Here is a 25,840-nt window from a genome sequence, read left to right on the forward strand (position 1 = left end):
TCAACAAATCTTGACCGCGGCTATCCCTGCGAGGATATCGGCAAACGGCCGTTGCGTGGAGTTTTCCGGCTCATTTGCGTTTCAGCGAATGCCGTCCCGATTTCGTGAAGGAACGTGTCGAGTGAGAGGTCGTTTTCCTCCCCATGTATGTCTCGCATGAACAGGAGGCATCCTCATGAAAAGGCAAATAGCATTCATCACTTCCATCGTACTGGCGTTGGCCACGAGCGCGATCCCGTTGACCACCGACGCCAATGCCGCGGTCGTGAGGCACCATAGTGTCCACCACACTGCTGCCCATCACGGTGGCGCGCATCGACACGCTGTGCGCGGTGGACATGGGCACCGCGGCGGGTGGGTCAGCGGCGGTTGGACCGGCGACGATCGGGTCGGCGATGATGGCTGGATAGACGGCTACTACAATGGCTACGGCAGTTACGACGGCTACGCCGGCGACTATTGCGGAACCATCCAATGGACGCTCGACCTGTGCGGCCCCCACGGTCCCTGACCCTCATCCGGCCGTAGCGTGCCTCAGGCAGGACGCCTTTCCGCGAAGTCGAACCGGCAATGGTCGTGCCGGCCATCACAGGCGCAGTATGTCTCCTCGCATTCGACTTGCGTCGGTGCCGCAAGACCGAGCAGGAACGAGAAGGCGCCGGTGACAAAACCCTCGAACATGTAGCAGACGCGCTGGCCTGGCCCCTGCCCGGCCTCCAGCGCGAAGATCGAATTCCTCAGGCTGATGCTGCCGAAGCGCCCGCCCACATCCAGCGTGTCGATCGAGAACTGGCCCCAGCCGCGCTGCGACAGGCGCTGGAAATAATGGCGGAACGTCGCCTCCGGATCGAGGCCCTTGCCCTGCACCTGCGCCTCGCACCATTCGATGGCGGACTTTGCCGTCGCGGTGCGCAGGATGGCGCGATAGGCCTCGCGGCCAAGGACTGCCTCGACCGCGAGATGATTGTTAACCAGGAAGTGCCTGGGCAGGTAGACCATCGGCAGCCCGTCGGTCCGCCAGATGCCGCTCGTCTCGTCGACATCGATCGGAACCGCGGGCTGCATGATGCCTAGGCCGCTTGGCGCTGCGCGGCGACCGAGGCCGACTGGTCCTTGTAGAGCTCGCCGTCCTTCATGATGACGACGAGGTTCTTCTCATGCACCATCATGTCGAGGTCCTTCAGCGGGTCGCCATTGACCAGCAGCAGGTCAGCGATGAAGCCTTCCTTGACCATGCCGAGCTCGTCGCCGAGGCCCATCACCTGGCCGCCGAGGCGCGTGCCGCATTGCAGCGCCTCGCTCGGCGAATAGCCGAGCAGGTCGACGAAATGCTTGAGGTCGCGCGCGTTGGTGCCTTGCGGCGTCTGCGCGAAACCATAGTCGCCACCGATCAGTGCGCGCACGCCGCGCTTGCGCAATTCGGTGTATACCTTGCGGCTGTCGTCGAGGATGCGCTGCATGCCGAACTTGACCGCCATCTCGTGGGTGAAGCCGAAGGGCTCGCCCTCGTAGAGTGTGCCGTAGATGATGCCGATGGCCGGGCCGACGAAGATGCGGTCCTTGGCCGATTCCAGTGCATCGAGCGCTTCCTCGTCGGCGGATTCGCAGTGATAGATGACGTCGACGCCGCACTTCACCGCGCGCTTCACCGAACCCGCGGCGCGGGCATGGCAGTTGATCTTCTTGCCGAAGTCGCGCGCCACCGACACCGCCGTCATCACTTCGGCCTCGCTCATCACGGTGAGGCCGCCATGCGCCGCCGGGCTCAGATCATCGCCGGAAATGTTGATCTTGATGTTGTCGGCGCCTTCGCGGCAGCACAGGCGCACCGCCTTGGTTATCTCCTCGACGCCGTCGGCGATCATGCCGAAGCTCTCGTGATACATGTGCTGCTGGCGCTCGTCGCCGAGGCCGCCGGTCACGGTGATTTCCGGACTGCCGGCGCGCATGCGCGGTCCCGGCAAGCGGCCGGCATTGATTTCGTTGCGGATGACGATGTCCAGCCTGAGCTTCGAGGTCGCGGCGCTGTAGGCGCTGGTGAAGCCATGGTCGAGCAATGTCTTGGCGTTACGCATGGTCAGCAGAAGATGCTCCTCGGGCGGAATCAGGCCAAGGTCGGAATCCTTGATCGCGCCGCCGAAGGAGATGTGGGCGTGGCCTTCGACAAGGCCCGGCATCAGCGTCATGCCGCGGCACTCGACTGTCGTCGCGCCGTCGCCGGACAATTGGCCGGGCGTGCGCGCAATGGTGACGATGCGGCCATTCTCGACCAGCAGATCGGCTGGAAAGGCATCGGCGCCGGTGCCATCCCAAATCATGGCATTTCGAAACATCACTCTTGTCATGACATCGTCCTTTCGGAGTTGGCGGGGTTATTGGTTGACGGCTTGCGCTGAGATGACGTCGTCGGCAACGACATTGGACAGGATGCCGACGTCTTCCAATTCCACTTCGCAGACGTCGCCATGTTTCATGAACAGCTGCGGCTTGCGCGCCATGCCGACGCCGGACGGCGTGCCGGTGACGAGGATATCGCCCGGCTCGAGCGTGATCGCTTCACTGATGATCGAGATCAGCGAGGCGACATCGAAGATCATGTCGCTGGTCGAGGCGTTCTGGACGACCTGGCCGTTGAGGCGCGTCTGGATGCGCAGCCCCTTGCCGCCCGGCGGCAATTCGTCTGATGTCACGAAGATCGGCCCGAAGGAGCCAGTGCCGTCGAAATTCTTGCCGACGGTCCACTGCGGCGACTTGGTCTGGAAGTCGCGGATCGAGGCGTCGTTGAAGATGGAGTAGCCGGCGACATGGCTCAGTGCCTTGCCGGGGGCAATGTGGCGGCCGGCCTTGCCGATGATCGCCACCATCTCGCCCTCGTAGTCGAGCTGGATCGAGGCCTCCGGACGGCGGATGGCCGCGCCATGCCCGATCAGGCTGGTCGAGAAGCGGGCGAACAAGGTCGGATAATTCGGCGGCACGAAGCCGCTCTCGATGGAATGGTCGACATAGTTGAGGCCGACGCAGATGATCTTGCCCGGTGCCGATAGCGGCGGCAGCCACTCGACCGCTTGAGGATCGATCCGCCGTCCGCTGGCCAGCCGCTCGCCTGCCGCCTGCAGCGCCTGCGTGCCCTCGGCGATGAGTTCCTCCAGTCGTCCGGGAAACATCGCATCGCATTCGTCGATGCCGCGGAACTCACCTGCCGGCAATGCGATTGCCAGTCCGGGTCCCCGCGGCGATTTATAGGCTGCAAATCGCACTGGCCACATCCTCGCTTGTGAAGGCTGGACTTTGTTCAGAAATTATATATCTGTCAACATAGAATATATTATTTTGCATTCTGATTCCTGCCTGGGATAATGTATGAGGGCATTCGATGGACAGATTCGGCCGCGGGCGAACCAATGGCTAGGGAAGGCTCGATCAATCTCACCCAGGGCGCGTATGAGGATTTGCGCGCCGACCTTTTGTCGTGCCGCATCGCACCGGGCAGCCGGCTCAAGGTGCAGGAACTGTGCGACAGGCTGTCGGTCAGCCTCGGCGCCATCCGCGAAGCGCTGTCGCGGCTGACGTCCGAGGGCCTTGTCGTGGCCGAACCGCAACGCGGCTTCCGCGCCGCACCGATCTCGGCCGAGGATCTGGTCGACCTCACCAAGACGCGCATCCAGATCGAAACGCTGTGCATCCGCCGCGCCATCGAGGTGGGCGACGTCGCCTGGGAATCGCAGCTGGTCGCGGCCCTGCACCGGCTGTCGCGAACGCCAGAGCACACACCGGACCATCCGGTGCATTCGAGCGACGAATGGGCGACCGCGCATGCGGCCTTCCACAAGGCGCTGGTTGGCGGCTGCGACAGCCGCTGGCTGCTGCGCCTGCGTGACCAGCTTTACGACCAGAGCGAGCGCTACCGCCGCCGTTCGGTCTCGCTGGCACCCAATGCCCGCAACATCAGCAAGGAACATCAGGACCTCGCCAATGCCGTGCTCGACCGCAATGCCGAGAAGGCAGCCGAATTGCTGGCGGCGCATCTGGCGGTGACCACCGACATCCTGCTGGCGGCCGAAGCCGATGACCTGCCGGCGCGCGAGAAAATTGTGCGGGCGTAGCGATTCACTTTCGAGGTCCTCGGACAGGAGGCAAAACGCCGCCCGTTCGCACGGGCGGCGTTTTGCGTCATCAGCCTATTGGCGCAGATTGGTCCAGATACGATCGTAAGCGCGGATCGCCTTCTCGTCGCATGACGGCGCAAAAGAGATCTTCAAATCGGCCGGCGGGTTGAACTCCGGCGAGCCGCCAATATCCGCCGCCAGATATTTGTTGGAACCAGCGATCGCGCTCTGGTAGCCGGTGTATTTCTGCTGCAGCGCGATGTTTTCGGGATCCATCAGGAAGTTGAGGAACTTCTTGGCGTTGTCGACATTGGGCGCGGTTGAGGGCACGGCGACATTGTCCATCCAGCCGACAACGCCTTCCTTGGGATAGACGTATTTGACCGTCGACTTCTGCTGGCGTGTCGCCAGCGCCTTGCCCGACCACTGCTCGTGCATGACCGTCTCACCGGCGACCTGGCGCTCGACGATGCCGTCGGAATTGTAAACCTTGACGAAGGGCTTTTGCGCCTCGAGCAAAGCATCGAGTTCCTTCAGGTCCGCCGGATTGCTGTTGCACTGATCCTTGCCGAGATAGACCAGCGCCAGCGACATCACCTCGGTCGGCGAGCCGAACATGCCGACCTTGCCCTTGAGCTCCGCCGGAGGATCGAAGAGCGGCTTCAGGCTGTCGGTCGGGCCCTTGTAGACGGCGGTGTCGACCGAATAGGACGTGGTGCCCCACACCCATGGCACGGTGTATTTCGCATCCGGATCCCAGGACCGGTGCTGCCATTTCGGATCGACGTTCTTGAAGTTCGGCATCGCCCCCGCATCGACTTCCTGGAACAGCTTCTGCTTGACGAAGATCGGCACGAAGTCGTTGCTGATGATCATCACGTCGTAGCCGGCCGCACCCGAGCTCAGCTTGGCGAGCGCGGTCTCGTTCGAATCGTAGGTGTCGATGGTGACCTTGATGCCGGTCTCCGCCTCGAACTTCTTGATCATCTCGTCCGACGTGTAGTCGGTCCAGTTGTAGATGTGCAGTTCGCCGGAACCGGCGAGCGCCGTGGTGGTGATGGCCCCCATGATGGCGGTGGCCAAAGCTATTCCTGAAAGTCCTTCTTTCCATTTGGTCACGGTCGTTCTCCTCTGATTTTCTTATTTCTAGGCAAGCTTATTTGCGTCGTCCGACGAGCAGCGCCGCTGCGACGAAGACGATGGAAACGGCAAGAAGGATGGTGGAGATGGCGTTGACCTCTGGCGTCACGCCAAGCCGCATCATGCCGTAGATGTAGACCGGCAAGGTGGTCGAGCCGGCGCTCGACACCATCATCGAGATCAGGAAATCATCGAGCGACACGACGAAGGCCATGATGGCGCCGGCCGAGATCGCCGGGATCAGCAAGGGCAGCGTGACGCGGCGAAACAGCCGCCATTCGTCGGCATAGAGGTCGCGGCCAGCCTCCTCCAGCGTGCCGCCCATGTCGCGCAGCCGCGCCTGGATCGGCAGCAGCGCGAACGGAATGCAAAAGACAGTGTGGGCGATCATCAGGTTGATGAGCCCGTGATGCATGCCGAGCCCGGAGAAGAAGATCAGCGTGGTGATCGCCACGACGATCTCCGGCACCACCAGCGGCATCGCGATCAGCGCCGTTGCAGCACTCCGCCCGAAGCGCAGCCGGCCGCGTTCCAGTGCCAGCGCGCCGGCCGTGGCGATGGCCGTCGAGGCGATGGTGGCGACGATCGCGATGATGACGCTGTTGAAGGCAGCGTCGCGGATCGAGCCGTTGTTGGCGACCGCCACGAACCATTTGAAACTGAAGCCGGCCCACACGGTGACCAGCCGGCTCGAGTTGAAGGCATAGATTACCAGGATCAGCAGCGGCGCGTAGAAGAAGAGGAATATGAGAGCGGTGTAGGCCGACAGGCCGGGCGTATGCCGCCAGTCGAAGGGTTTTGCGCCATTCATCGCCGCCCCTCCTGTGCCTTGCGCGAACGGATGACGAAGACCGTCAGCACGACGACCGTCACGACGGTCGAAAGTGCTGCCCCAAACGGCCAGTTGCGCGACGAGGTGAACTGCATCTGGATCAGGCTGCCGATCAAAAGCTTCTTGCCGCCGCCAAGCAGGTCGGGCGCCAGGAACGAGCCGAGCGCCGGCGCGAAGACAAGCGTGGCGCCGGCCAGCGCGCCGGGTCTCGCCAGCGGCCAGACGATGCGGCGGAAGACCGCCGCGCGGCTGGCGTAGAGATCGTGTGCGGCCTCGATCAGACGCGGGTCGATGCGCTCCAGCGTCGAATAGATCGGCAGCACCATGAAGGGCAGGAAGGTGTAGACGAGGCCGAGCAGGATCGACCCGTCATTGTAGAGCAGCGGCAGCGGATCGGAGATGATCCCGGCATGACGCAGCGCACCATTCGCCAGGCCTTCGTCGCGCAGGATGAGGATCCAGCAATAGGTGCGGATCAACGTGTTGATCCAAAATGGCAGCGTGACGGCAAACAGCAGGACCCGGCGGCGCTCCGGTGTCTGGCAGACGATGTACCAGGCAACCGGCAGGCCGAGCACGAGGCAGATAAGGGTCGTGGCAATGGCGAGGTAGATCGACCGCAGGATGATCAGCGCATAGCTCGGCGAAAACACCAGGCTGTCGTCGAAGTCGCGCTGGTACAGGAACTGGAGATAGGCGTCGAATGTCGCCGGCGCGGTGACACCGCCATAGGGGTTGGCGGTCATGAACGAATAGGCGACCGCCAGGAACAGCGGCAGCACCATGAAGATGCCGATGACCAGCATTGCGGGTGCGATCAGCAGGTAGGTGCGGTTCGGACCCATCGCCGCCTCAGTTCGCCAGTTCGCGTTCGACGTCGCAGGCCCAGTCGACGACGACCCTGTCGCCTGTCGCCAATGCCGCACCGCCGCGCGAGCGCGACTGCAGCCTTGCTCCCTCTTCCAGGACAATCTCGTAGAGCGTGTCGGAGCCGAGGAAGGTGATGGCTGACACCGCTCCTCTGGCGTGGCCTGTGGCGTCATCGGATGCCGGTGATACGACGATGTGTTCGGGACGCACGACGATCGTCTTTGCAGGGTCGCGGCCAAGCGCTGCACCCGGAAGCAGGTTGGACTCGCCGATGAAATCGGCAACGAAGCGGTCCTGCGGATTGTCGTAGATGTCGCGCGGCGTGCCGACCTGCAGCACGTCGCCACTGCGCATCACCGCGATCCTGTCGGACATGGCGAGCGCCTCCTCCTGGTCGTGGGTGACCAGCACGAAGGTGATGCCGGTTTCGCGCTGCAGCCGCTTCAATTCGCTCTGCATGCCCTTGCGCAGCTTGAGGTCGAGGGCCGACAGCGGCTCGTCGAGCAAAAGCACGCTCGGCTTCGGAGCAAGGGCACGCGCCACCGCGACGCGCTGCTGCTGGCCGCCCGACAGTTGCGCCGGGCGGCGCGTGGCGAAGCCTTCGAGCCGCACCATTTCCAGTGCTTCCCTGACCCGCTCGTCGATCAGCGATTTCGGCGCGTTCTGCATTTCCAGCCCGAACGCAACATTCTCGGCGACGCTCATATGCGGGAACAGCGCGTAGCTCTGGAACACCGTGTTGACCGGCCGTTTCTGCGGCGGCAAGGCGGCGACATCGCTGCCAGCGATGCGGATGGCGCCCGAGCTCGGCGCCTCGAAGCCGGCTATCAGCCGCAAGAGGGTCGTCTTGCCGCAACCGGACGGGCCAAGCAGGGTGAAGAACTCATTGTCGAAGATTTCGAGGCTGACTTCGTTCAGCGCACGGACAGGATCGGCGTCCCTGGTCACGAAGGACTTTGACACGCTTTGGATGTCGATCATGACGGGCAAATTCCTGGGACTGCGATGAGATGGCGGTGCCTGCTGGGAACCATCACGGTCATTCGAAACCGTTCCTAAAAATTCGCTCCAAAATTATATTTGTCAACAAATAATATATTGTTTTTGCGTTCTGACACGCGAAAGTGTGGCAGGGAACCGGCTATCCTCCGCGCCCACCCCTTTGCGTGTCGTGACGGTACGCCGGCAGGTTCAGAGCACCTTGCCACTGTCGGGATCGAGCAGGTGCATATGGGCCATGCCGAGCGAGAGCGTCGCCACCTCGCCCGGCTTCGGCGTCGAAGCGGGATCGATGCGCGCCGTCGCCTCCGCGCCGGCGATCAGCACATGCAGCAGCGTCTCCATGCCCATCGGCTCGACCACCTCGACCGGCGCCTTGATGTCGACGACGTCGGGCCGCTCGCGCTGCTCGGTGATATGCTCAGGACGCAGGCCGAATTCGAGTTCGCGCCCGACATGGCTGGCGTAGCGTGCGGTGCGGGCAGCCGGGACGGCGAGAGCGGTGCCATCACCGAGCACGACCGCGAGCCGGTCGCCGTGCGCCTCCAGGCGGCACTTGAAGAAGTTCATGCCGGGGCTGCCGATGAAGCCGGCGACGAAGCGGCTGGCTGGCTCATGATAGAGATCGTTGGGTGGGCCGATCTGCTCGATGCGTCCCTTGTTCATCACCACGACGCGATCGGCCAGCGTCATCGCCTCGACCTGGTCATGGGTGACATAGACTGTCGTGGTCGCGACCATCTGGTGCAGCTTCTTGATCTCTGCGCGCATCTTCACCCTGAGCTTGGCGTCGAGGTTGGAGAGCGGCTCGTCGAACAGGAACACCTTCGGCTGCCGCACCATCGCGCGGCCCATCGCGACGCGCTGGCGTTGGCCGCCGGACAACTGGTGAGGCTTACGCTGCAGCAGTTCGCTGAGGTCGAGAATGTCGGCGACACGGGCGATGCGCTGCGTCACCTCGCCGTCCGGCACCTTGCGGATGCGCAGGCCGAAAGCCATGTTCTGCACGACCGTCATCTGCGGATAGAGTGCGTAGCTCTGGAAGACCATCGCGATGTCGCGATCCCTGGCCTGCACGTTGTTGACCAGCCTGCCGCCGATATGGATCTCGCCGCCGCTCGGCCTGTCCAGTCCCGCCACCATGCGCAGCGTCGTCGACTTGCCGCAGCCGGACGGCCCGACGAGGACGACGAATTCGCCCTCTGCGATATCGAGATCGATATCGTGCACGACCTTCAGATTCTGGAAGCTCTTCGAAACCTTCCTCAGTTCGACGTCTGCCATGGCGCTATTCCCTTGCCGTGGGCGCGAACATGTCGAGCGCCAGTGCCGCGGCGCCGATCACGCCGGCGTCGTTGCCGTGTTCCACCGCCACGATCAAAGGTGGCCGGCCGGGCTTGAGCAGCACGAAATCCCTGACATTGCGGGCGATACGATCGGTGAAGAAAGGGCCGGCCAGCGCCAGGCCGCCACCGATGATCGCCGCCTCGATGTTGAGCATGTTCGACATGATGCCGATCATCTGACCGAGCCAGCGCGCCACCTCGTCGACGACCTGCAGCGCGATGGGGTCGCCTTCCTTGGCAAGATCGCAGACGGTCTCGGCGTTGGTGGCGTCGGTGTCCGGCTTGAGCTGGCGATAGCGATTGACGAGCGCGCGGGCGCTGGCGAGGTTCTCGACCATGCCCGGCACCGGATCGGCAATGTCGGTGCGGGCCGGATCGAGCGAGATGCAGCCGAGCTGTGGCGGCAACCCGTCCGGGCCGTCGATCACCTTGCGGTCGATGACCATGGCGCCGCCAATGCCGGTGCCGAGCGTCAGCAGCGCAAAGCGGGAGAAGGGACGACCGGCGCCGTGCCGCATCTCGCCATGGGTGGCGCAGACGGCATCGTTGCGGACGATGGCCGGGACGCCGAAGCGGATGCCGAACAGTCTTGACAGCGAACCCTTCAACAGCGCCGGGATCGCCGGGCATCGGCCATTCAGCATACCGGTCTCGGGATTTGGCGTGCCCGGCACACCAATGCCGATGGCCGTGATGTCCGGATACTGCCGCGTCAGCTCGTCGGTGGCCTTGGTGACCAGATGGACGAAATCCGCGAACTCGATATCCCGATGCACCGGGACAGCGCCGCGCGCCAGCACCTTGCCCGAACCGTCGACGGCGCCGAGCTTGACCAGGCTGCCGCCAATGTCGATTCCGATCGCGGTTACCATCAGGCCTCCTTGCGTATGCGCACGTTGAGCCTGCGTCCGAGATTGGGATAGATCATCTTGTCTGGATCGATGCCACGCGCGATCGCCAGTTCGCAGCCATACCATTGCAACGGGATCGGCGCCCAGCAACCGGCGAGCCATTGCTGTTCCGGCTCGGTCGGCCAGCTGACATCGAGGTCGAAGCGGGTCGGATGGCCGGAGAGGTTGAGGACGACTGTTCGCGGTCCGAGTTCGGCCAGAGCCTCGCCAAGATTGGCGGCGACCTTCGCCTCGGCCTCGGTCTGCGCGATGGCGATCACCAGGCTGTTGTCCGTCGTGCCATAGACATGCCCATGCAAAGCCTCCTCGGTGTCGAAGGCGGCTGTCGGCACGCCGCTGATCTCGGCGATCTTGAGCGATGCCTCGAGCGCGGTGCCGAGATGCGTCGCCTGTCCGGCGACCAGTATGTAATCCGGGACGCCGAAGCGGGTGATCAGATCCTTCGCTGCGGCGAGACCGGTTTCCGCTGTCTGCTCCAGTTGTCCGAGAAGCTTCGACAGATCGACCGTCTTGTTGGCTAGCTTGGCGGCAACCGCCAGCACCGAGATGACGGTGGCGGTATAGCCCATGGTCTTCGGGCCGACCGTCTCCGGGCCGATCGGCATGACGATCACCTCGGCACCGGTCTCGGTAATCAGGCTGCCCTCCTCACCAGTGATGACAAGGGTGGGAAACCCGCGCGCCACCGCCAGGCGCACCGCTTCGATCGTGGTGATGCTCATGCCGGACTGCGAGGCGGCCAGAACCAGCGTCCGCTGGTCCGATGCCTTGGGCGGCAAGCGCAGGAAAGCCTCCGGCTCCTTGGCGATCACCGAGGCGCCCGTCCCCTCCTCCAGCGCTTCAGCGCCAGCCAGCAGCGCATTCATCGAGGAGCCGGTGCCGAGCAGCACGATGCGCTGCGGCTTCTGGCGCAGGCTGGCGAACCGATCCAGATCCGCGCCGATGGCGGCGGGCAGCCCGGTCAGGGTCGAGGGCTGCCGGCGGATGTATTTGCCTATCTGCATCTTGATGTTCCATCAGTTCGAAATTGTAGAAGTCTTGCGAAAATCTGTCGGCCATGACGTCCGGCTATTTGCTGTAGCCCTTGCTCAGGCCGCTGATGAACTGCCGCGAGAACAGGGTGAACAGCAGGACGAGTGGCACCGCGCCAAGCGTCAGCGCGGCGAGAAGTGCGGGGTAGTCGTTCATGAACTGGCCGACGAATTGCTGCACGCCGAGCGTCACCGTCTGGTTCTGCCGGCTTGGAGCCAGGATCAGCGGGAACCAGAGGTCGTTCCAGACCGGCAGCATGGTCAGCGCGGCCACCGCGGCGAGGCCGGGCCTGACCAAAGGCAGCACGATCCAGAAGGTGCGCAGCTCGCTTGCGCCATCCATGCGCGCTGCTTCCTTGAGATCTGTCGGAACGGTGCGGAAATATGTGACCATCAGCGTTACCGCGATCGGGATGCTCATGGCGGTGTAGACGAGGATGAGGGCCGCCAGCGTATCCATCAGCTTCCAGGCGAGCATCATCTGGATGAGCGGGATCGTGCCGAGCCGGATCGGCAACATGATGCCGAGCACGAACAGGCCAGCGAGCAGCGAGGCGACCCGCACGCGATATTCGACCAGGGCGAAGGCGGCGAGCGTCGACAGGACCACCGTCAGCACGATCGTCGTCACCGTGACGATCAGGCTGTTGCGGTAGTTGACGATGAAATTGCCGCGCGTGAAGACCCGCTTGTAGCCTTCGAGGCTGAAGGTCTTGGCCGTCGGCAGGTCGAACGGGCCACCGAAGATCGCCGGCGTCGTCTTCAGCGAATTGATGATGACGATCAGCACCGGCCCTATGGCAAGCAGGACAAAAAGGATCAGCAGCGCGTGGACGATGATGCGCTCCAGCGTCCAGGGCTCGCGGTCCTGGCGGCGGCGGGCAACTGGCATGGTGAGGTCCGGGGCGCTCATATCAGCTCCTAGACCGAATAGGATTTCAGGCGGCGCTGGATCAGCCAGAAATAGACCGACGTCACCAACAGAACCGTGAGGAAGATGATCGTCGCGACCGCGGCACCCAGGTCGAGATCGGCAAGCTGCCCGCTCGAACCGAAGAAGGTCCGGTAGAAATAGGTGCCGAGGATGTCGGTGCTGTAGTTGGGTCCGGGCGCCGATCCGTTGAGCGCGAACACCAGGTCGAAGCCGTTGAACGTCCAGATGTAGGTCAGGATCGCGATCAGGCCGAATTGCGGCGCGATCAGCGGAAACTTGATCTTCCAGAACGTCGTCCAGCCGCCAGCGCCATCGATATTGGCGGCTTCGACGAGCTCGTTGGGGACCGCCAGCAGGGCGCTGTAGAGGAAGACCATAGGAATGCCGAAATACTGCCAGACCGACATCAGCGAAATCGTGGTGAGTGCGGTCGATTCCGTGCCCAGCAGCGGAAAACCGACCAGGCCCCAGAGCGGGTTGATGATCAGGCGCCAGACGAAGCCGACAATGACCACCGACAGCGTCGCCGGTATGAACAGCAAGGTGCGGTAGATGCCTTCCGACCGTGCCAGTTTTCCTGACGTCAGCAACGCCGCCAGCAGCAGGCCCATCGGCACTTCGACAATGAGATGGATGGCGAAATACTGCATGTTGTTCAAAAGCGCGTTCCAGAAGCGGGCGCTGATCGTCGGATGCGTGAACAGGCGCTCGTAATTGGCGAGGCCGACAAAGGTGTCGCCAGAGGCGCCACTGGTCTGGAAGAAGCTCATTACGATCGAGGTCGCCAGCGGCAGCACGGCAAAGACCAGGTAGACGGCCAGGGCCGGCAGCACGAACAGCAACAGGTTTCTGTAGGCGGCAGCGGGAGATATCAATTGATGACCTCTTGTTCACGCCGGCATGGATGTGCCGGCGTGCCCGAAGGCTTCGCGCATGCCTCGCCGGCTGGCAAGACATGCGCAAGGCGTTCCCGGATTACTTCTTCTGCGGTCCGTACCAAGAGGCGAGCCCGGTCTGAAGCTCGGTGGCGACCTGCTGAGGCGTGACGTCCGACTTGGTGAACATCACCTGCAGCAGACGCCAGGTCTCGTCGTCGAGCGGCGGCGTGCCGGCGCTCAGGCGATCCAGCGCCAGCCGCGGTGTCAGCTCAGCGCCTTTCTTGAGGTCGGCGAAATCCTGCGCCAGCTTGTTCTTGTAGGTGACCGGCTTGCTGCTCATGGCAAAGAAGCCGGGGGCGGCGTTGACATAGAGCTCCTGGAATTCGGGTCCGGCGACCCAGTCGAGGAAGGTCTTGGCCGCTTCCTTGTGCGTGCTCTTGGCATTGATGCCGATGCCCATGTCCGGCATCTCCTGCAGGTAGCGCTGGCCGCCCGCCTTCGGCACCGGCGGACCGAACACGCCGATATTGAGGCCGGTCGAGGTCGCCTGGTTGATGTCCCATGAACCGTCGGGGAGGATGGCCGCCTTGCCGAGCGTGAACAGCTGCGTCATGTCGGCATAGTTCAGGCTCTCCTGCCCTGCCGGCAGGAACGGCTTCCAGGCTTCGAAGGCGGCGATGGCATCGACGAATTCGGGGTCGGTCAGTTTCTTCTTGCCGTCGATCAGGCCGAGCCGGCCCTCCTCGCCCTTCCAGTAGGCCGGACCGATGCTGTAGAGGCCGTTATAGGCGAGTTGCCAGGATTCGGCCGAGCCGTAAGCCAGCGGCGTATAGCGGCCGTCCTTCTTGATCGCCTGCAGCACATCGATGAACTCGGCGCTGGTGGTCGGCACCTTCAAACCCAGTTCCTTGAAGATGTCGGCGTTGTAGTAGAAGCCGGCGAGCACGGCGGCGACCGGCAGACAGTAGGCCTTGTCGTCGGCGCCCGACCAAGCGGCGCGGGACGTCTTGTCGAAGTTTTCCAGGCCCGGCAGCCCTTCCAGGGACTCGAAATAGCCGCGCTTGATCCATTCGCGATTCACGTCGAAGGGGCGGCAGGTGATCAGGTCGCTGCCGGCGCCGCCTTCGATCTGCGACTGGATGGCGGCGTTGTATTCATTGGTGTTGATCGGCGCGAATTCGACCTTGATGTCGGGATGCTTGGCTTCGAAGGCGGGCAGGATGGTGTCCTGCCAGACCGCGATGTCCTCGGTCCGCCAGCTGTTCAAGGTGATCGTAACCGGGTCGGCAAAAGCGGCGCCTACGCCGCCTGAAAACATCACGCCAAGCGTCGCCGCCAGCGGGATCGATACACGCATGGAACGCATTTTCCTGCTCTCCCTCAAGATGGTGCCCCGTGTGGATTCACGATTTTGCACTGTTGCCTGGGACCATACCTACTGATACATATTGTGACAAGTGGTATTGTGTTGTCTTTTCCTGTTGCATAGTCGTTGTCCGAACTGGGCACCACCAAACCGACGGCAAGAAATTTGGGAGGACTTGATGATTGGAGTTGGAATTCTGGGCTCGGGTTTTATCGCCGAGACCTATGCGGACTCACTGCTCGACGTACGCAACGCCGAACTCGTGGCCTGCTCCTCGCGCAGCTTCGAGCGCGCCGAAGCCTTCGCGAAAAAGTGGGGTCCAAAGGTCACCGCCCACAGGGATATCGACGCCCTGTGCGCCGATCCGGCGGTCGAGCTCGTGGTGATCGCGCTGCCCAACGAGATCCACCTCGAAGCCGTTAGGATCGCTGCCAGGCACGGCAAGGCCGTCATCTGCACCAAGCCATTGGCGCGCACGGGCAAGGAAGCGCAGGAAATCCTCGATATCGTCCAGCGTGCCGGCATCTGGCATGGCTATGCAGAATGCGCCGTGTTTTCCCCCAACATCGCCAAGGCCCACCAGATGATACAGGCGGGCGGTATCGGCAATCTCCTCACCATGCGCGCCCGGGAAGCACATTCGGGGCCGCACGCGCCGCATTTCTGGAACGCCGAGCTTGCCGGTGGTGGCGCCCTGCTCGACATGGGCTGCCACACCGTCGAAAGCGCCCGCCACTTCTTCGGCAAGGACAACGAGATCACCGAGGTGATGGCGTGGGGCGCGACGCTGGTCCACGGTGATAAGACAACCGGGGAAGACACGGCGATCGCGCTGCTGAAATTCGCCGGCGGCCAGCTCGCGACGATCGAATCGTCGTGGATCGAAAAAGGCGGCATGCAGCTTCGCCACGAACTGGTCGGCTCGGCCGGCCGCATCGTCACCGACACATCCGTCGGCCCGGTCTGGGGTTTTATCGAAAAGCCGGTGGGCTACCTCGTCGAGAAGGCGGATTCCGAGACCGGCTGGGTCTATCCGGTGCCCGAGGAGACCAGGGCCTACGGTTTTTCACAACAGATGCGGCATTTTGTGGAACACTTCGCGGCTGGGACGACGCCACTGGAAACCTTCAAGGATGGGGTCATCGTCAACCAGGTAATTGACGCCTGCTACCGTTCGATGCGAACGGGCGTCTGGGAAAAGATCAGGGCAGATGGTAACTGAAATGGAGGGCTCGCCACTGCAGTCGGACGGACCCGAACCGCTCTGGCGACAAGCGGCCGATGCGATCCTGCAGGAGATCGCCGCCGGCAAGCTTGCTTCGGGCGCGCGGCTGCCGCCCGAGCGCGATCTGTTCACGCGCATGTCGATCAGCAGGGTGACCTTGCGCAGGGCCCTGCAAAGCCTTGTCGAGGAAGGTGTGCTGACCCCTTCGCATGGGCGCGGCTGGTATGTTTCGGCCAAGGTGCCGAAGGAGTTTCCCAACACGCTGGAATCCTTCAGCGAGACCGCCAGGCGTCTCGGCCTGGCGCCCTCCTCCGACGTGTTGCGCGCCGAGGAAGCACCTGCCTCGCTGGACGAGGCCGAGGAGCTGTCGATCGCGCCCGGCGCGACGCTGTTCCACCTGGAAAGGATCCGCCGCCTCGACCAGGTTCCGGTCGCCGTCGACACCTCGTTCTTCGCCCTCGCCCTTGTCCCCGATCTCAGCCGTGTCGACTTCCGCACCGCTTCGCTGTTCGGCCTGCTGATCGACGCCGGCGTTGATCTGGCGCGCGCCGAAACCACGATCGAGGCGCGCGGCGCCGATCCTACCCTCGCGCGCCACCTCGACATCGACGTCGGCAAATCCACCCTGGTGATGCGTCAGCTCATCGTCGATGCGACCGGCCGGCCGCTGCTGTCGTCGACGATCCGATATGCCGGCGACCGCTATCGCCTTCGCACGTCGTTTTCGCGGACAGGCAGGTCGGCGGGGCGCGCCGCTGGCTAGCCGCCGGATCGCAACCGTCCAGGCATGCTTGTCAACAACGGCGGCGCGCGAACACCGCAACGCGTGAAATGCTTTTTGCCGGGTGGAAATCCCGATAACACCCGGTACTATCTGCAAAAATATCGAAATCGGGAGGCTGCGGGTGCAGACCAAGAAGATCATCAATGACGGCAACCGCGCCGTCGACGAAATGCTGGAAGGCATCCTGGCCGCGCATCCCCGCCATCTCAAGAGCGTCGACGGCAGTTCACGCTCGATCATCGCCCGCGACGGACCGCGCCAAGGCAAGGTGGGCCTCGTCATCGGCGGCGGCTCGGGGCACGAGCCGAGCTTTCTTGGCTTCGTCGGCAAGGGCCTGGCCGATGCGGCGGCCATCGGCAACGTCTTCGCCTCGCCGCCGCCAGACCCGATCCTCGAATGCGCCAAGGCGGTCAGTGGGGGCGCCGGCGTCCTGTTCATGTACGGCAACTATGCCGGCGACGTGATGAATTTCGACATGGCGGCCGAGATGGCTGATATGGACGACATCGAGGTGCGCACGGTACTGAGCACCGACGACGTCGCCTCGGCACCGCGCGACCAGCGGCACAAGAGGCGCGGCGTCGCCGGCAATTTCTTCATCTTCAAGGCGGCCGGTGCTGCCTGCGACCAGATGCTGTCCTTCGACGAATGCGAGCGCATCGCCGGGAAGGCCAACGACCACACCTTCACCATGGGCGTCGCGCTGTCGCCCTGTTCGCTGCCGCAGACCCGCCGGCCGAATTTCGAGATCGGGCCTGACGAGATGGAGATCGGGATGGGCATCCACGGTGAGCCCGGCATCGCGCGCGGAAAACTGAAAACGGCCGACGAGATCACCGACGAGATGCTGGACAAGATCCTCGACGAGATGGCGCCGGCACGCGGCGACAAGGTCGCCGTGCTCGTCAATTCGCTCGGTTCGACGCCGCTGATGGAACTCTACATCATGAACCGGCGGGTGAAGCGCCGGCTTGATGACATCGGTGTATCCATTCACGCAACCTGGGTCGGCAACTACTGCACCTCACTCGAAATGGCCGGGGCCTCCATCACGCTACATCGGCTGGACGGCGAGTTGCAGGCGATGCTCGACCACCCCTGCGACTGCGCCATGTTTCGCGCCGGCTAGACCATGATCCCGAAAAGTGGGTTCCGGTTTTCGGAAAAGTTCATGGTCAAACAATAGACCTTCAGCGGCAAGGGACAAAGACATGACGACAATCGATACAGCCCGCCTTGCCGGCATGTTCGCGGCCATCGCGGACGCGATGTCAGCCGACAGGGACCGGCTGTGCGCGCTTGACGGCATTATCGGCGACGCCGACCACGGCATTGCGATGGAGCTCGGATTCTCCGCAGCACGCGATGCGGTAGCGGCATTGGACACCGGAGCCACCGATCCGACCACCTTGCTGAACACCGCGGCAAAGTCGTTTCTGAATGCCGTCGGCGCCTCCTCGGGTCCGCTCTATGCCACTGCGTTCATGCGCGGCGCGGCAGCCGTGAAGGGCAAGACGTCGCTCGACGATGCCGACGCGGTCGCAATGTTCCAGGCCATGGCCAAGGGCATTCAGGATCGCGGCAAGGCCGAGCCGGGCGAAAAGACCATGGTGGATGCATGGGGTCCGGCAGCGCAGGCGGCGGGCGAGGCGCTGGCCTCCGGCAAGGGTCTGGCGGGCAGTCTCGAGGCTGCTGCCCAGGCGGCGAAGGCAGGCGCGGAAGCGACCAAGGCGATGATCGCCGCCAAGGGCCGGGCGTCACGCCTCGGCGAACGCTCGCTTGGCCATATGGATCCAGGCGCCGCGTCCGCCGTAACCGTGATCGAGGCGATGCGGGTCACCCTGACCGGCTGATCAGGAGCGAGTCCCGCCTTCAGCGCTTGCTGTCGAGCTTGTCGATGGCCTGCACGTTTGCGGCGGAGGGGCCGTTCGGATCGAACTCCGAGGCCAGCCATGCGTCGGCGATTGATTTCGCCAGTTCGGGACCGATGACCCGGGCGCCCATGGTGATGATCTGTGCGTTGTTGGACTTGGCGGCGCGCTCGGCGGAATAGGTATCGTGGGTTAATGCGGCGCGAATTCCCGGGACTTTGTTGGCGGAGATGCTGACGCCAATGCCGGTACCGCAGAACAGGATGGCCCGGTCGTAGTTGCCGTCCAGAATTTCGTGACCGACCTTGGCGGCGATATCGGCGTAGAATCCGGCCTGGCTAAGATCAATCACCTGCAGCTCCGGCTTCGTGGCGAGATGCTTGGCGATGACGTCGAGCAGCGGTTTGCCGGCGCTATCGGCTCCGAGTGCTATTTTCATGGCATGAACTCCTTTGCTTCTTACTGTAATGGTCAGCGCTCGATGGCGGCCGACGCCTTTTTCAGGATGTCGATGTAGCCTTCCGCTTGCCACGCCGAACGGCCAATGAACAGGCCATCGACATGCGGCTGGCCGATCAGTTCGGCCGCGTTGCCGGGATTGACGCTGCCGCCGTAAAGCACGGGCGGCGCGTTCGCCATCCGGCTTGCGGCGACCTCTTTGATCAGCGCCTGCTGCTTGTCGGCATAGTCGGCGCTGGCAGGGATACCCTTCTCGCCGATCGCCCAGACAGGCTCGTAGGCAAAGAGGATTTCGGCCGACAATTCGCCGTCCTCGAGCCCTTGTAGCGCACCGAGAACCTGCGCGGTCAAAACGTCATCGGCGCTACCGTCTTCGCGCTCGATCAGCGTCTCGCCGACGCAGATCAGCGGCACGAAGCCGTGCCTGACCGCCGCCGCCGTCTTCAATCCGACAGTCGCATCCGTTTCGCCGAAATGCTCGCGACGCTCGCTATGGCCGAGTTCGATCAGATCGAGCCCACAATCCCTGAGCATCACCGGCGAAACCTCTCCCGTCCAGGCGCCGGCGTCGGCCCAATGCATGTTCTGGGCGCCAACCTTCGCGCGGGTCTTGGCCAGCGCCGCCTTGACCTCGCGCACGGCGGTGAACGGCGGAATGACGAACGGCTGTATCGCCTGATCGAAACCAGGCACGAATGCCGCCAGCACATCGGCGAACTGGAGGGCCTCCGCCAGCGTCTTGTTCATCTTCCAGCTGGTGCCGACCCAATATGGGGCCATTCTTTTTCTCCTTCGATCCTTTTGCGGCCGCCATCGGCGACGGCTTTCAGGCGACGTATCCGTTCAGGCCCGAGGCTTGAGACTGTCGCGCCCGCTGTCGATGTAAGGCGCCCAGAAATCCACCGACTCGCGGATCATCTCGACAACCTGATGATCGACCGGTTCCCTCTCCCGGAAGGAAAGTTCAAGGCAAATTTCATTGTCGGTTCCGCCACCCTGCCGCACGGTATCGAGCAGCTTCTGCGGAACTATGCGGCCGTCCTTGTTGTAGGCAGCTGTGAACGGCCAGTGTCCACCCTTGTTCATCGAAGACTGCTTGATGTGGATGATCGGCGACTGCAGTGGAAACGCCTTCGCCCAAGCATAAGGATCGGTGTCGGCAGGATTTGGCGAGGTGATGTCGCCATGGTCGATATCCACCATCATCTTCATCGGGATCGGCAGCTTGGCCGCATCGATGGCACTCTGCAGCGTCATGCAGCTTTCGATCGTGTGGCCAAATTCCCGGCCCACTGACATCGGCTCCCAGAACAAGTATGTCAGCCCCGCCGACTTGGCGTGTTCGGCCACCTCTCGCCAGCATTCAAGCGCGATGTCGAGAAGTGCCGCGCGCCGCTGCGGATCGTCAAAGTCCCTGTAGGTGAATATGGCGAATTGCGTGCCCATGCCCGGAGCACCGAGTTCGGCGGAAATGTCGGCGAAGGTCTTGAACCAGTCGACATAGTAGCGCCGGACATCGGGATCCGGATGGCCGAAATGATTGAGCCGGCCGTAGGGTCCGGTCATGCCGGAGGTGATCCTGACGCCGGTCCGCGAAAGCGCCCTGTTGAACAGGCGCAGGAATTTGGCGATCGTCGCCGCCGGCCAGCCCGGATTGACGAATTCATGCGTCAGCTGCACGTCGCGGATGCCGATGCCGTAGGCAATGGCGTCGATCAGGTCGTCGGGATCGGCGAAACGGTTGACCAGCGGATTGGTGTTGAGGGAGAGCGTGAAAGCCATCAGTCCGCCACCGCCATGATGTTACCGAACCAGTCTTCGAATGTCTTCCGCTCTGCTGCATTGATGTGCAGGCCATGTTTGGTGCGACGCTCCAATATGTCGGCTGATGTGCCGGCCCATTCGGTGTCGACCAGGAACTTTGCCTCCCGTTCATAAAAATCGGGTCCGAAGCGGCGTCCGAGATCTGCCTCGCTTTGCGAGCCGGCGAGCAATTGCCTGGCGCGGCTGCCATAGCTTCGAGCGTAATGCTTCACCAGCGACGGGCTGAGCCATGGAAACTCGGTGTGCAGGTCGCTCAGGAACTGTTCGAAGTCCGCATTCGGCAGGTCGCCCCCCGGCAAGGGAATTTTGGCAGTCCAGGCTTTCTTCATCGCCGGAAAGAACGGCTGGATTTTTTCCAGGGCATGCTCGGACAGCTTGCGGAAGGTGGTGATCTTGCCGCCAAACACCGAAAGCAGCGGGGCGCCGCCGCTCGGGGCGTCGAGTTCGAAGATGTAGTCGCGTGTCACCGCGCTCGGATTGTCGGCATTGTCGTCATAGAGCGGGCGCACGCCGGAGAAGCTGTAGACCACGTCTCGTGGTGTCAGCTGTCGCTTGAAATAGCGATTGACCACCTTGATCAGATAGTCGATTTCGCTTGGCTCGGCGGCCACTTCCTCCGGCCTGCCTTCGTAGGGAATGTCGGTCGTGCCGACCAGCGCCAGATCGTTCTCGTAGGGGTTGACGAAGATCACCCGCTTGTCACTGTTCTGGATGAGATAGGCCTGCCGTCCCTCCCAGAATTTGGGCACGACGATATGGCTGCCCTTTACAAGCCGAACATTGCGAGTGGAATTCTGCCCGGCGACGCGGCTGACAATGTCGTTGACCCACGGCCCTGCCGCATTGACCAGCGCCCGCGCGCGGATTTTCGTCACCGCACCCGTGCGGCCATCCTGCATGTCGATCGACCACAGTCCGTCTTCGCGGCGGGCGGCGACACAAGCGGTCCGCGTCAGCACGCTGGCGCCGCGCTGGCTGGCGTCCAGGGCGTTGAGCAGCACAAGGCGCGCATCGTCGACCCAGCAGTCGGAATATTCGAAACCGCGCTTGAATTCGTCCTTGATCGGCGCCCCTTCCGGCGCTGTTCTGAGATCGAGCGTCCTGGTTCCCGGCAGCCGCTTGCGGCCGCCAAGGTGATCGTAAAGAAACAGTCCGAGCCGGACCAGCCACGCCGGCCTGTCTTCGGGGCTATGCGGAAGAACGAAGCGCATGGGCCAGATGATGTGCGGCGCCGCCTCGAGCAGCACCTCGCGTTCGATGAGCGCCTCGCGAACCAGCCGGAATTCATAATATTCCAGATAGCGCAGGCCGCCATGCACCAGCTTGCCGGAGCGAGAGCTGGTGCCTTGCGCCAGATCGTCCTTTTCGCACAGGATGACGGACAGCCCGCGACCTGCCGCATCACGCGCGATGCCGGCCCCGTTGACGCCGCCGCCAATCACAAAGAGATCAACTATATCACTCAAGACCTTACTCCTGTGCACCCGGGATGCGGGTGAGCGGCCGGTGCGCCATGGTTTTCCACACCGGCCGAAGCGCCTGGCGCGCCGCAACGAAGGAAGGGAAGAGCGCATCGTAGCTTTGCGAAAGCGCCTCGTCATAGGCATCGCAGTCGCCGAGAAGCGGCGTCACCCACTCGGCGGCGCAGTCGTCCATCGATCGATAGACGCCAAGGCCGACCGCGGCCATCATCGCCGCACCTGCAGCACCTGCCTCCTGGCGGCTGCTCGTTCGCACTTGCGCCCGGGTCGCGGCCGCGATGATGCGACGCAGGGACGGGCTGCGCGCGGCGCCGCCCGATAGCCGGATCTCGCCGGGCATCGTGCCCATCGCCTGGTAGCAATCGCGGGCTGCGAAGGCCAATCCCTCGAGGACGGCGCGTGCCAGATCGCCGAAGCCGTGCTTGACCGAAAGGCCGATGAAGCCTGCGCGCGCATCAGGGTCGACGAACGGTCCGCGTTCGCCGGCGAGCGAAATATAGGGCTGGTAGACCAGCGATCCCGGCTCCGATCCCTCCACCCAGACGTCGAGCGCTTTCAGCAAATCGTCGCGCGAGAGCTCGGCGCCGCCGGCGGTGAGCACGTCGCGTGCAAGGCCAAGCAGCCAGTCGATGTTGAGCGTCGCCGCCATATTGGACTGCAGCTGCGCAAAGGCACCCGGAATAGGCATGGCGATCGTATAGCCAGACCCATCGCCGTTGAGCACGACATCGCCAGGTGTGCGGGCGAAGCGCGTGTGTATGCCGGTCGAGCCGATGACCGTGCAGCCGACATTGCCGCTCCGATCATAGAGGCCGGCTCCCAGCGCTGTCATGACCATATCCACATAACCCAGCACAACCGGCGTACCTTCGAGCAGGCCGGTCTCTCCTGCCGCCGATCGCGACAGCGGGTGATGGTCGGTGGTGCCCTCAAGCATGGGAGGCAACAGGCGGCGATGCGTCGCCAGATCCAGAATGTCGAAGACTTCGTCGGAATAGCTGCGCGAGCGAAAATCGCCGAAGGTGAAGGTTCCTTCGGACGGATCGGTGGCGCGTTCACCCGTCATCTTGAAGTAGAGCCAATCCTTGCAATGCAGTGCGGTCGCCGCCTGCTGCAGCATGTCCGGATCGTTCTTTTTCATAAAGGCAAGCTGAGCGCCCTGCTGGCAGGAGTTGAGCCCCGTGCCGGTCAGTTCAAACCGCGTGCGATCGCGGGGATCGGCGCGCATCTCGTCCACCAGGTGTCCGGCGCGGGCGTCGAGCCACAGCCACGCGCGCCCGACCGGCAAGCCGTCGCCATCGATCAGCCAGGTTCCGTCGCCCTGCCCGGTGATGGCAACCGCCGCGGTTCGTTGCGCGAGGTCGGAAATTTTGGTCGCCAGGTCACGAACGGTCCGCGCCATGTCGCGCCAGGTCTGATCGAGGTCCTGCTCGGCGCCGCCACCTTCCAGCGTGACGAAACTGTTGTTCACCGACGTCATGGCAAGCTGCCGACCGGACAGATCGAAAGCGACCGATTTGATCACCGACGTTCCCGCGTCGATCCCGATCAGCAGATCTTTCATGCCGCAAATTCCGGTTGGTTGCGAAGGCGGTTCACAGGGACGTCGTCTCGATCGGTAGAAGAGGCAGGGAGTGTCCGCAAGGACACCCCCTGTGAGGTTTCACTCCGACAGCACGAAGGGTGCCGTGTATTTGTCGACATTGTCCTTGGTGATGAGAAGGCAATCAAACAGCTGCTTCTCGGTCGCCGCACCGGTGGCGCCCGACTTGATGAACGAGTCCGCCTGCTGCACGGCCTTGGCCGAGAAGATGGCGACTGGCTGCAGCACGGTGTACTGCAGTTCGCCGGACTTGATTGCCGCAACCGCGTCCGGAGAGCCGTCGAAGCCGCCAACCTTGATGCCGGAAAGCTTGCCGGCTTCCTTCAGCGCAGCAACCGCGCCGAGTGCCATTTCGTCATTGCCGCTGATCACGGCGATGATGTCGGGATTGGCCTGCAGCATGCTCTGCATCTTGTCGTGGCCCTTGGTACGATCCCAGTCGGCGACCTGCGAGGCAGCCTTTTCGAGGTCCGGATATTGGCTCAGCACGGTCGCGTAACCGTTCGAGCGCGTGGCGGCGTTATTGTCCGACGGGGCGCCGAGCAGTTCGACATATTTGCCCTTTTCGCCAACTGCCTGCACCCATTGCTGGGCGCCCAGAGCAGCACCCTGGGCATTGTTGGAAACGAGCTGCCCCTTGGCGAGACCTTCCTGATTGATCTCGGCGTTGACGAGGAAAACCGGGATGTTGGCGGCAATCGCCTTCTTCACCGCACCGACGGAGCCGTCGGCATTGGCCGGATCAAGGATGATCGCCACGGACTTGTTGGTGATGGCGGTGTCGATCAGGTTGCTTTCCGTGTTGGTGTCGCCCTTGTGGGCGGCGACGTTGGCCGTATAGCCGAGCTTCTCGGCTTCGGCCTTGGCGACATTGCCCTCCGTCAGCCAGTAGGGGTTGGCCGGATCGTTAACGATGATCGAGATCAGGCCCGCGGCTGACGCGGCGGCCGTGAACCCGACAACCATCGCAGCGGCAAGCAGACTTTTCAGCATGGTTTTCATATACATTCCTCCAAATGATTTACGCGGTGTTGCTGCCAGTCACCTGGCAGTCTTCCCTTGGGCAGGATTGGCCGGCTCGGCCTTCCCCCGTTGCTGAGAAGTCGGTTGGCCGCCCGTCGAAGCCGGGAGCTTGCTACGGCGGCGATACTGAACGGCATTGAGAAGCACGGCGAGCACGATGACGGCGCCGGTGAACACTGTCTGCCAGTAGGACGAGATACCGATGATCACCAGACCGTCGGAAAGGAAGCCGATGACGAAGGCGCCGAGCAGGGTTCCGCGGATGTTACCGCGCCCTCCGGTCAGCGCCGCGCCGCCGATGACGACGGCCGCAATGGCCGTCAATTCGTAGGTGGTGCCGGCGGTCGGACCCGCCGACGTCAGCTGCGAGGACAGGATCAGGCCGGCAATGGCTGCACAGATGCCTGACAGCACATAGACGGAAACCTGCACCGTCTTGACCGGAACACCGGACAGTTCAGCCGCGCGCTCGTTGCCGCCTGATGCATAAAGCCAGCGGCCGAAAGCGGTGCGGTTCAAGACGATGCTGCCGATGAGTGCAATGACCACCAGAACCACCACGCCGGTCGGCACGCCGAACAGGCGGTTGAAACCAAGCGCGTCGAAGCCGGTGTTTCCCAGCTCCGGCTTGCCGCCAAGGTTGTTGTAGGTCAGGCCGCTGGTCATCAGCAGCGCCAGGCCGCGGGCCATGTACATGACGCCCAGCGTGGCGACGAAGGCCGGAACCTTGAAGCGCGCGATGAGCACGCCGTTGATCAGCCCGACACCGGCGCCCAGCATGCAGGCAATCACTGCGACCACCCAGACCGGAGGGTAGAGAACGACGCCCAGCCAGGTCAGCGTCACGCCTTGCATCAGGAATCCGGCAACGACGCCGGCCAAGCCCAGCGTCGACCCCACTGACAGGTCGATGCCGCCATTGAGGATGACGAGCAGCATGCCGACCGCGAGAATTCCGAAGATGGCGACATGCGAGGCCATGGTCAGGAAATTCGCCACTGAGAGGTAGTAGGGCGACAGGATCGAGAAGACGACGATGATGACGATCAGAGCAAAGAAGGCCCGGCCCTCGAGCAACAGCTTGGCGAGATCGAAGCCTTCGCCGCGCGCGCTTGCACTGGACTGTTTTCTGGCCTGGCTGACGTCGATCATGATCG

The 25,840-nt window shown here is 63.2% G+C and carries 26 protein-coding genes; 6 read left to right on the forward strand and 20 right to left on the reverse strand.

The features are described 5' to 3' along the window. Positions 1–175 precede the first annotated feature (175 nt). Entirely contained in the window at positions 176–511 is a 336-nt protein-coding gene (locus AC1D2G_RS11050; protein WP_477225853.1) for a hypothetical protein, read from the forward strand. A 23-nt stretch (positions 512–534) separates the two neighbouring features. Here AC1D2G_RS11050 and AC1D2G_RS11055 read toward each other — a convergent pair whose 3' ends face one another. Genes AC1D2G_RS11055 through AC1D2G_RS11065 form a run of 3 tightly spaced genes read right to left on the reverse strand, consistent with a single transcriptional unit; the run spans position 535 to position 3,257 of the window. Further along, positions 535–1,065, reverse strand: a complete 531-nt coding sequence (locus AC1D2G_RS11055; RefSeq protein ID WP_477413907.1) for a DUF5943 domain-containing protein — start codon at positions 1,063–1,065, stop codon at positions 535–537. 5 nt (positions 1,066–1,070) lie between these two features. After that, a complete protein-coding gene (locus AC1D2G_RS11060; protein WP_477413909.1) occupies positions 1,071–2,345 on the reverse strand; it encodes a metal-dependent hydrolase family protein in 1,275 nt (424 codons plus the stop codon). Between the two features lie 27 nt (positions 2,346–2,372). After that, a complete protein-coding gene (locus AC1D2G_RS11065; RefSeq protein ID WP_477413910.1) occupies positions 2,373–3,257 on the reverse strand; it encodes a fumarylacetoacetate hydrolase family protein in 885 nt (294 codons plus the stop codon). A gap of 144 nt (positions 3,258–3,401) precedes the next feature. On the opposite strand from AC1D2G_RS11065, the gene AC1D2G_RS11070 reads away from it, so the two are divergent. Further along, entirely contained in the window at positions 3,402–4,103 is a 702-nt protein-coding gene (locus tag AC1D2G_RS11070) for a GntR family transcriptional regulator (RefSeq protein ID WP_095080829.1), read from the forward strand. Positions 4,104–4,178: 75 nt separating this feature from the next. Here the strand turns inward: AC1D2G_RS11070 and AC1D2G_RS11075 are convergent, their stop codons facing one another. The 10 genes from AC1D2G_RS11075 to AC1D2G_RS11120 all read right to left on the reverse strand — a co-directional run bounded on the left by AC1D2G_RS11075 (position 4,179) and on the right by AC1D2G_RS11120 (position 14,404). Further along, positions 4,179–5,225, reverse strand: coding sequence for an extracellular solute-binding protein (locus AC1D2G_RS11075; protein ID WP_477413912.1), 1,047 nt, complete (start codon positions 5,223–5,225; stop codon positions 4,179–4,181). A gap of 37 nt (positions 5,226–5,262) precedes the next feature. Then, a complete protein-coding gene (locus AC1D2G_RS11080; RefSeq protein WP_477413914.1) occupies positions 5,263–6,057 on the reverse strand; it encodes an ABC transporter permease in 795 nt (264 codons plus the stop codon). Further along, positions 6,054–6,923: an ABC transporter permease gene (locus AC1D2G_RS11085; RefSeq protein ID WP_477413916.1), complete on the reverse strand. Its 870-nt coding sequence runs from the start codon at positions 6,921–6,923 to the stop codon at positions 6,054–6,056. Before AC1D2G_RS11085 ends, AC1D2G_RS11080 begins: the two co-directional genes overlap by 4 nt. Positions 6,924–6,930: 7 nt before the next feature. Further along, positions 6,931–7,929, reverse strand: a complete 999-nt coding sequence (locus tag AC1D2G_RS11090) for an ABC transporter ATP-binding protein (protein WP_477413918.1) — start codon at positions 7,927–7,929, stop codon at positions 6,931–6,933. Positions 7,930–8,139: 210 nt separating this feature from the next. Continuing rightward, entirely contained in the window at positions 8,140–9,231 is a 1,092-nt protein-coding gene (locus AC1D2G_RS11095; RefSeq protein WP_477413920.1) for an ABC transporter ATP-binding protein, read from the reverse strand. 4 nt (positions 9,232–9,235) lie between these two features. Then, positions 9,236–10,165, reverse strand: a complete 930-nt coding sequence (locus tag AC1D2G_RS11100; RefSeq protein WP_477300940.1) for an ROK family protein — start codon at positions 10,163–10,165, stop codon at positions 9,236–9,238. Next, on the reverse strand, positions 10,165–11,208 hold the full coding sequence (locus AC1D2G_RS11105) for an SIS domain-containing protein (protein WP_477413922.1): 1,044 nt from the start codon (positions 11,206–11,208) through the stop codon (positions 10,165–10,167). Before AC1D2G_RS11105 ends, AC1D2G_RS11100 begins: the two co-directional genes overlap by 1 nt. 64 nt (positions 11,209–11,272) lie before the next feature. Continuing rightward, complete coding sequence (locus tag AC1D2G_RS11110; RefSeq protein WP_477226417.1) at positions 11,273–12,127, reverse strand: carbohydrate ABC transporter permease; 855 nt, start codon at positions 12,125–12,127, stop codon at positions 11,273–11,275. A gap of 29 nt (positions 12,128–12,156) precedes the next feature. Beyond that, positions 12,157–13,044 (reverse strand): carbohydrate ABC transporter permease, encoded by an 888-nt coding sequence (locus AC1D2G_RS11115; protein ID WP_095080821.1) that lies wholly within the window; start codon positions 13,042–13,044, stop codon positions 12,157–12,159. Between the two features lie 100 nt (positions 13,045–13,144). Next, complete coding sequence (locus AC1D2G_RS11120) at positions 13,145–14,404, reverse strand: ABC transporter substrate-binding protein (RefSeq protein ID WP_477413924.1); 1,260 nt, start codon at positions 14,402–14,404, stop codon at positions 13,145–13,147. Between the two features lie 187 nt (positions 14,405–14,591). On the opposite strand from AC1D2G_RS11120, the gene AC1D2G_RS11125 reads away from it, so the two are divergent. The 4 genes from AC1D2G_RS11125 to dhaL all read left to right on the forward strand — a co-directional run bounded on the left by AC1D2G_RS11125 (position 14,592) and on the right by dhaL (position 18,275). Then, positions 14,592–15,635, forward strand: coding sequence for a Gfo/Idh/MocA family protein (locus tag AC1D2G_RS11125; protein WP_477413926.1), 1,044 nt, complete (start codon positions 14,592–14,594; stop codon positions 15,633–15,635). Further along, complete coding sequence (locus tag AC1D2G_RS11130; RefSeq protein ID WP_457151256.1) at positions 15,625–16,401, forward strand: GntR family transcriptional regulator; 777 nt, start codon at positions 15,625–15,627, stop codon at positions 16,399–16,401. Before AC1D2G_RS11125 ends, AC1D2G_RS11130 begins: the two co-directional genes overlap by 11 nt. A gap of 142 nt (positions 16,402–16,543) precedes the next feature. After that, entirely contained in the window at positions 16,544–17,551 is a 1,008-nt protein-coding gene (locus AC1D2G_RS11135; protein WP_477413928.1) for a dihydroxyacetone kinase subunit DhaK, read from the forward strand. 82 nt (positions 17,552–17,633) lie between these two features. Next, entirely contained in the window at positions 17,634–18,275 is a 642-nt protein-coding gene (gene dhaL / locus AC1D2G_RS11140) for a dihydroxyacetone kinase subunit DhaL (protein ID WP_457151254.1), read from the forward strand. A 19-nt stretch (positions 18,276–18,294) separates the two neighbouring features. Here the strand turns inward: dhaL and derI are convergent, their stop codons facing one another. From derI to AC1D2G_RS11175, 7 genes are all read right to left on the reverse strand, one after another. Beyond that, a complete protein-coding gene (derI, locus tag AC1D2G_RS11145) occupies positions 18,295–18,732 on the reverse strand; it encodes a D-erythrulose-4-phosphate isomerase (protein WP_477393986.1) in 438 nt (145 codons plus the stop codon). 32 nt (positions 18,733–18,764) lie between these two features. After that, entirely contained in the window at positions 18,765–19,532 is a 768-nt protein-coding gene (locus AC1D2G_RS11150) for a triose-phosphate isomerase (RefSeq protein ID WP_477413930.1), read from the reverse strand. 63 nt (positions 19,533–19,595) lie between these two features. Beyond that, entirely contained in the window at positions 19,596–20,534 is a 939-nt protein-coding gene (locus tag AC1D2G_RS11155; protein WP_477413932.1) for a sugar phosphate isomerase/epimerase family protein, read from the reverse strand. Further along, positions 20,534–22,042 carry a glycerol-3-phosphate dehydrogenase gene (locus AC1D2G_RS11160; RefSeq protein ID WP_477413934.1) on the reverse strand — a complete coding sequence of 503 codons (1,509 nt, stop codon included), beginning with the start codon at positions 22,040–22,042 and terminating at the stop codon, positions 20,534–20,536. Before AC1D2G_RS11160 ends, AC1D2G_RS11155 begins: the two co-directional genes overlap by 1 nt. A 4-nt stretch (positions 22,043–22,046) precedes the next feature. Next, complete coding sequence (locus AC1D2G_RS11165) at positions 22,047–23,621, reverse strand: FGGY family carbohydrate kinase (protein WP_477225836.1); 1,575 nt, start codon at positions 23,619–23,621, stop codon at positions 22,047–22,049. Between the two features lie 99 nt (positions 23,622–23,720). Beyond that, positions 23,721–24,662, reverse strand: a complete 942-nt coding sequence (locus tag AC1D2G_RS11170) for a D-ribose ABC transporter substrate-binding protein (RefSeq protein ID WP_095081092.1) — start codon at positions 24,660–24,662, stop codon at positions 23,721–23,723. 39 nt (positions 24,663–24,701) lie between these two features. Beyond that, a complete protein-coding gene (locus AC1D2G_RS11175; RefSeq protein ID WP_477413936.1) occupies positions 24,702–25,835 on the reverse strand; it encodes an ABC transporter permease in 1,134 nt (377 codons plus the stop codon). Positions 25,836–25,840 lie beyond the last annotated feature (5 nt).

The sequence above is a fragment of the Mesorhizobium sp. P2_C7 genome, assembly GCF_056404515.1.